General features: G+C 66.7%; 6 protein-coding genes. 3 read left to right on the plus strand and 3 right to left on the minus strand.

Annotated elements, in window-relative coordinates:
- Window positions 1-286: 286 nt before the first annotated feature.
- Window positions 287-1972 (minus strand): hypothetical protein, encoded by a 1686-nt coding sequence (locus tag ACZ32T_RS35615; RefSeq protein ID WP_467371595.1) that lies wholly within the window; start codon window positions 1970-1972, stop codon window positions 287-289.
- A gap of 778 nt (window positions 1973-2750) precedes the next feature.
- On the opposite strand from ACZ32T_RS35615, the gene ACZ32T_RS35620 reads away from it, so the two are divergent.
- On the plus strand, window positions 2751-3023 hold the full coding sequence (locus tag ACZ32T_RS35620; RefSeq protein ID WP_467371597.1) for a hypothetical protein: 273 nt from the start codon (window positions 2751-2753) through the stop codon (window positions 3021-3023).
- 39 nt (window positions 3024-3062) lie between these two features.
- On the opposite strand, the gene ACZ32T_RS35625 is transcribed toward ACZ32T_RS35620, so the two are convergent.
- Window positions 3063-3653: a hypothetical protein gene (locus ACZ32T_RS35625; protein ID WP_467371599.1), complete on the minus strand. Its 591-nt coding sequence runs from the start codon at window positions 3651-3653 to the stop codon at window positions 3063-3065.
- A 342-nt stretch (window positions 3654-3995) separates the two neighbouring features.
- Between ACZ32T_RS35625 and ACZ32T_RS35630 the strand changes: the two genes are divergently transcribed.
- Window positions 3996-4235 carry an antitoxin MazE7 gene (locus tag ACZ32T_RS35630; protein ID WP_467371601.1) on the plus strand — a complete coding sequence of 80 codons (240 nt, stop codon included), beginning with the start codon at window positions 3996-3998 and terminating at the stop codon, window positions 4233-4235.
- 3 nt (window positions 4236-4238) lie between these two features.
- Window positions 4239-4619, plus strand: a complete 381-nt coding sequence (locus tag ACZ32T_RS35635; protein ID WP_467371603.1) for a toxin Doc — start codon at window positions 4239-4241, stop codon at window positions 4617-4619.
- 368 nt (window positions 4620-4987) lie between these two features.
- Here ACZ32T_RS35635 and ACZ32T_RS35640 read toward each other — a convergent pair whose 3' ends face one another.
- The gene (locus ACZ32T_RS35640; RefSeq protein ID WP_467371605.1) at window positions 4988-6253 is read right to left on the minus strand and encodes a PIN domain-containing protein; all 1266 of its coding nucleotides are present in this window, start codon (window positions 6251-6253) and stop codon (window positions 4988-4990) included.
- Window positions 6254-6593 lie beyond the last annotated feature (340 nt).

Below are 6593 nucleotides of genomic sequence, written 5' to 3' on the forward strand. Positions count from 1 at the left end.
CCTTCGAGTACAACGTGCGCTGGACCTTGAGAAAGCCCTGCGCCGCCGCCCGCTCTAGTTCGGCCCGACTGGCACCTTCGACGAACTTGTTCGGACAGAAGGCATCGCTGCCACGCCGTCCGGAAGGCTGGTGCGCCGGAGCCTGCGGGTGGTAGGCAGACCTGAGAGTTCGCGCGGACGCACCTGGCTGTGCCGTTGATTCCGGTACCCAGAACGGATCCCCGGCGGGTTCTATGAGCCCTCGGCACACGGAACCCGTGACGGCATCAGGACTGAGCCGATGCAGTCACCACTGCTCCGAGGGGGTGCCGTCGGGTTCGAGGCCGTAGGGCCACAGGGATTCCAACTCGCCTCGGTTCCACTTGGCCCATTCGGTTCGCGACTCATCGTCGCCGGCGTCGGCAGCGAGGCGCATGCGCCGTTCGGCCTCTGCACGGTCTCCGGTCACCCCCCAGCGCCACTCCAGACGGCTCGTCGTCACGGTGTCCCCCGCATCGGCGAGTACTTGCAGAAGTCGTTCGACCTCCGCAAGGTCACCGACTTTCAGGGCCTCCTCGACGAACCAGGCGCGCGCCTCGGAATCCCCGTTGGCGGCGTCTCGGGCGGTGATGTAGTGGGCCAAGGCACGGGTATCCACTTGCTCAAGGGCGAGGTAGATGTGGGCTTCGATGTCGGCCAAGTCAACGTTGTCGCCGGAGCCAGCAGCTAGCGCGTCGAGCCGGGCCCGTGCGGTAGCGTCCCCGTCCTCTTCCTGCCGTTTGATGAGCCAGGCGCGTGCCCTTCCGTGGCCGGCATCAGCGGCGAGTCGGTAAAGACGCTCTGCCTCGACGACCTCGCTGGCTTCCTCCCTGCAACGGGCGAGGTGCGCCAGGGCCTCGCCGTTGCCAGCTGCTGCGGCCTCCTGCCACAACAGCTCGGCCTCCGCGGAGTCACCGAGCTCGTCCCGCATCTGGGCGACTCTTGTCAGTGCTGCCGTGTCGCCGGCCTCGGCGGCCTTCCGCCACAGGAGCTCTGCCCAGCGGAGGCGAAGACGGGAGTACGCCTGTCGGGCAAGTTTCACGAAATCGTCCGGATCGACCAGGTGAAGATGAGCGGCATGCCAGAACGATTCCGGCGGGCAGAGCTGGCTGCGCTCATGGCGTCCGTGCTCCTCAAGGTAGTCGGCCAGCCTCAGCGTCGCGGTTTCAGCTGCTCTTGGGCGGGCGGTACGCGGGCGGATACGGCGCAGGGGGGCAACGTTTCCGTGAACCGGACGGCCGAGAGCGCCAAGGGCCTGTTCAAGCCAGTCGTCAGCGAGGACGTTGAAGTCGTCGTCCGCCAGGTAGTCCTCTGCAGCCTGTTCCAGGAACCTGACAGGCAGGGCGAGGTCGACGACTAGACGGCGCGCATCCATCGCGGCTTGAAGGAGCGCCCTGCCCTCCGGGGCAGCCGTGAGATAGCGACGCACGAGTTCGGGTGCTCCGGCGAGCTGCTGCGTCAGGCGCCCTTCACGGACGTGCACAAGGGCATGGGCAAGGTGGTGGTCTCCAGCCGCAGCCAGGTCATGTGCTTCACCGAGGGCATCGTCGTCGAAGTCATAAGGCAGATAGATCCGCCGCCCTTCCAGAAGGTCCCGAACCGAAGCGTGTGGGTCTTCCTCGCCCGCACGGGGCAAGGCCGCGTACTCGTCGTCGAAGTCGCGCCAGAGCGTGGCCAACACCAGAACTGGACCGCGAGCGGGGGACGAGAGAAGCGAGCGGACCGCTGCGGCGATGCGTCCACCTCGTTCTTGTCCGGCACCGAAATAGCGCTGGGCCTCGTTGAGCCATACCACCGTGTGGGGCTCAACTCGTTCGATGCCTTCCAGCGCGGCTTCCGAGTGGGAAGGATCGTAGGGGTGCCATAGCCGCCACCCCTTACATGCCAGGGGCTGTATCGCTTCCCAGCACGCGCGGGTCTTCCCGGTAGAGGACCCGCCCACCAGCACCGCCATCCTGCTGTCTCCGGACGCAGCCGCGTTGACCAGGGCGGCCAACTGCTCGTCATGGGGCCGTCGCACGTAGCCGGACAGTGAGGACGTCCCCTGCTGCGGCTCGGACCTGGCCCCCGTTTCCGTCCGTATCGGCCCGAGCTCGCAAGGGTGGACTCCGAGGTCGTGCGGGTTGTGGTCCTGGATGGCTGCTCCGGGAGTGCCCGCGACTCCTTCGTCCCCACCTATAAGCGGCCCCGGCTCATCACCGGTAGGCGCGGATGATGCGGCGCTGGCTTCCCGCAACCACTTCTCCCAAGCCGCCTCATCCAACAGGTCGACCGATACATCACCTGGGCGAGTACCTCGTTGTCGTGCGTGCTCTATCAGTACCCGGACCAGCAACTTCGCGGCTGACTCCGAGGGCAGGTGGTGGCCCCGTTTCCACGAGCTGATGAGCCGCCCGGAAATTCTTAGTTGCTCTCGCCCTGCGGTGCGGCGCTGCTTCGCCTTCTCAGCAGCCCGTTCGTGTGTCAGGTCGGACACTTTCAACAACTCAGTCAGCCTGAGCGCGAAGGACTCCCGGGTGCACGCCGGACCTGATTCTCTTCCGACCATGTGCTTCCCCTCGCCGGTCAGCTACTTCCCCGGTCCGGATCCGGACCAGGAAACCCACCGTAGCCCGCTCACCAGCACAGACGATGTCTTCCGAGAACTCCGGAATCGCCGGACCGGTCGCTCCCATGCGGAGATCGCCCACACCAGGCACACCGTCCTGGGATACCGCGATTCGGGGGGACCCGTGACTCTGACAACCATCCTGGCCGTGATCGGCGGCATCGTGATCACCCTCGGCGCCGCCGCGCGCATCCCGAACGCGACGGCCGAGCTCATCCGCGCCTGCATTCCTGTGATCAACGCACTCCACGAACTGCGCGCAGCGCTGAAGCGGACTACCCCGCGGGCAGGACAGATGGAACCCGAGCAGCGGACCGAACCTCCTGAACTGACGTCCGGCGAAGGGCGGGCGGATGACGACCGCAGTCCCACGGTCCGTGACGATTCCCGCGAGTAGAATCCGCACTGGGCGAGACTGAGCCGGTTTTGCAGCTGGTCATCCCCGCACCGCCCGGCCTCGCCCACGCGGCGGTTCGGGCAGCGGCTCGACTTGTGCGGCGACGCCGCGCTGCCAGGTGTCGCCGGATTGATCCCGACACATCAGGCTGAGCTGTATACGTGTGCGGCGCGTCTGATAGTCCAGATCGACGTAGACGTCGTGCGTCCCGCCGACAGCCATCGCCCCGATGTCGATGCTCTGCTCCCGGCTGTAGTTCGAGTAACCGTTGCCGGGGTCGTACGCGCCCCGCATGCCCTCCACCCCGGTGCCATTCGCACGGACGGTGACCGAGCTGAGTGGCGGACCCGAGTCCTGCTTGATCACTAGCTTCCCGCGCGGCACGTTCACGTCGGACTCGTCCGTGTGGGCCGATTCGATGCTGAACGCCGGCCCGCGGGTCTCGAAGCGGTCTGCTTCCTCTCCCTCGATCTGCCGCAGCAGCAGTGCTAGTTGGGCCTCGGCCGCGTGCACTTGGGCCTCGGCGGAACGGGCGGCGCCCTTGGCTGTGTGCGCCTGCATTGCCGCATAGCCCGTGGCGACCACACTTACCGCAGTCGCGGCGATCGCGGTGACCAGTTCGCCGTCCATGGGTGCCTCTCCTCTCCGCCTTGCCCGTCAGCTGCCAGGCAGAGGGAACAATAGCCGTCGTCCCTGCGACGTCGGCGGCATCGACTGGGTTGGATGACGCAGCGACTGGGTTGGCTGTCAAAGGACAGTTCCGGAGTCAGTTGTCGATCAGCTGGCTCGTGAATGTCGAAGAGCAACCTGCTCGATAAGGCCAGCCTGGCGCAAGAAGCTTGATCAGCGGGCGGGGCGCAGTACTGTCCGGCACCACCCGGCCGGGGCGCCGGCGGCGGGGGCCAGCCCGCCCCCGCAGTTTTCTGTAGTGGTGGGTGGTCCTGGTACGGATGGGCGCGGCATACTCGACGCATGGCTGGCATCGAGATCGACAACACCACCCTGGACACGCTGCAGGCCCTGGCCGACGCAGAAGGCCTTCCGCTGGACGGCTACCTGGCGCAGGTGGCCGCGGAGAAGAGGCGTGAGCGCGCGCTCAATGAGGGTGCAGAGATCTTCCGCCGGGTCACCGGCGACACGGCGACAGCTGGAGCATTCGACGCCGAATACGGCGAACCCGCAGCGGCCGCGCTCGCTCCGCGGGCGGCCTGACCTGTGCCTGCCGAGTACTACGTCGACTACCGCTGGTTCCTGGAGCGCCAGGCCGACCTGCTGGACGACCTGGCCGTCAACGACTACTCCGTGTTCGCCGGCCTGGCCGCCCGGCACAAGACCGACCCGCCCCGCCACGACCAGCACACCCCGGGCCCCTTCTGGCGGGCCGCTGTGATGCTGGAAGAGTGCGTTCTCCTGCGTCCGCTACCTGCTCGCAACGAGCTGTACGGGTTCGGCGTCGCCGTCGCCTACCTGGGCATGCACGGGGAGCAAATCAACACCAAGTTCGAAGCATGGCGCGACCTGATCGCCGACATCCGAACCCTGCAGCTCGACTCGTACGCCATCGCAGAGCGACTGCGGTCTCTGCGGACAGAATGAACAGAAGGAATTGACCTGTTGCCGAACACTCGGCCTGGGCTGCGGTGTCAAGGCTGACAACACGCAACTTATTCCTCTGCCCGCAGGGCGAGGTTGGGCAGGCGGGCGATCCCGAGCATGGCGTATACCTGCTTGTGGGACGTCACGACCGGTGTCTCGCCGAGAATCGCCGTTGAGCAGAATGAGGACGTCGTCGTCACCCGCCTCTGCCGCTCCCCTGACAAGGGGGACGCGGTCTGTACGGCGCTGTGGGCGGAGAACCTTGCGGCGGTCCCCGGCGAACGCGACGCGGAGCGTGAGGGGCGCCTCCCGGTATGGGCGCAGCTTCGGGGACGGCCAAGTGGGCGGAGGACGCCGGTAGTCCCGCCCTACTCCTTGTCGTCTGCCTCGTCGGGCAGGTTGGCGATGTTCTCCGCGTACTCCTCGCTCAAGCCACGGGATGCTGCGCCATCCATGAGGCGCCGGAACACCACCTCCCTCGTCTCCACGTCCGCCCCGGGGCTGTCCATGATGCTGGTCAGATGGGCCCGCATCGCCGGAATGCGCATCAGCGAATCGGCCTGGGCTTTGCCCACGCTCGCCACGAGGGCCTCCATCGGGTTGGTAGGCGCCGGCATGTGAGGGATGTCCTCAAACCTAATCGGATCCGGCCGCCGGAAGTCGAGGACCGTCAAAGGCTGGTCCGCTGCTGTGCTCAGCAGAACCCGCGTCTCCCAGGCGTACCCCATCTCGCGCACCTCGCCCCCCAGCGTCTGGTCCTCCGTGAGCAGCCACCGCACCCAGGCCGTGAACCAATGGTTGCCACCGACCTCACGGCCGCTGACCTCCAGCACCTTGTCCAGGGCAACCGCCTGTGGGAACCAGTAGGGGCGGGCGACGCTGAACCTCAGCAATTGCCGTTCGTTGTCCGTAGCCAACACCGCACCGTCGATCCGCCCGTAGCGCTTGGACGCGCGCCGTACAGCGCCGAGGATTGCCACGCGGCTCTCTTCGGTAGCCAGGAGCGCCGATACATCGTCAGCGGTTGCCTCCACCTCCGTGGCGAATTGCGTGACAACACCGTCAAGAGACGTGAAGAAGTGGAACCGGTCCTCCATACCCCTGATGTCCCGCTGCATCTCCGGATGCAGCTGCCCACCCTTCGACATGTCCGAGTCGCTGCTGACGAAGTACACGGTCTCGTCCTCGCGGGCCTTCGCGTACTCGACCGCCGTCAGCCAGATCGCGGCGTCCCGGGCCCCGGTCTTGTAGCTGCCGCTGTCGATCACCTTGCACGGGGCAATCTGGTTCGCCTCCCGGAACAGGGCCTCCTGGTAGGCCGAGTACGGCGTCTCCAGGACCTCGGTGATCGATGCGTACCGCTCCCGCCAGTGGTCGCGCACGTACTCGGCCCGGAACCTCTTGGGGTGGTCTACGTTGCCCCAGGGCGTGGCCTTCCGGAGGTTGTTCACCGCATCGATGGCCGCTTGGTGCTTCTCCGCGTAAAGGAGAGCCTGTTGGGCGGCGACCTCCTCGACGGCTATCCATGGCGTGGCGACCCGCTCGACGCCAGCGGCCCGGATAGCGCGGAGCACGTCCGCGACAGGCCCCCGCAGGGACGTGCCTTTGACGATGTTCGCGTCCAGGATGATCAATGCGGGCGCTCCCGTTGTCCTCGGCTCCAAGGGCGTACGGGTCCAACCCTCTCAGCTTCTGATCACCTGGGGAGGGGAATTCCGGTACCGGCGGTAGGCGGCCGTCGGCATCGGAGTCGATCGAACAGCTCGTTCCCGACTGAGCGAAGTCTTCCTGCTCACCCGGGCCGCACTGCCACACGGGCTACTGCCGCGATCGGTCAGGAGACGGCTTTGAGGACCTGGCGGCGCTTGCGCTTGTCTCTCTCGCGTCGCTTGGTCTCCAGCTGGTCCTGGTAGGCGGCTGCGGCGCTCTTGTAGCGGTCGACGAAGCCTGGGGAGTTGAGTCTCTGCTCGGCCG

It is taken from the genome of Streptomyces sp. NPDC023573, from assembly GCF_055559735.1.

Excerpts from the sequence above, each read along its gene's own strand:
- ACZ32T_RS35630 (WP_467371601.1), top strand. The coding sequence starts at position 3,996 with ATGGCTGGCATCGAGATCGACAACACCACCCTGGACACGCTGCAGGCC.
- ACZ32T_RS35615 (WP_467371595.1), bottom strand. The coding sequence starts at position 1,972 with ATGGCGGTGCTGGTGGGCGGGTCCTCTACCGGGAAGACCCGCGCGTGC.
- ACZ32T_RS35625 (WP_467371599.1), bottom strand. The coding sequence starts at position 3,653 with ATGGACGGCGAACTGGTCACCGCGATCGCCGCGACTGCGGTAAGTGTG.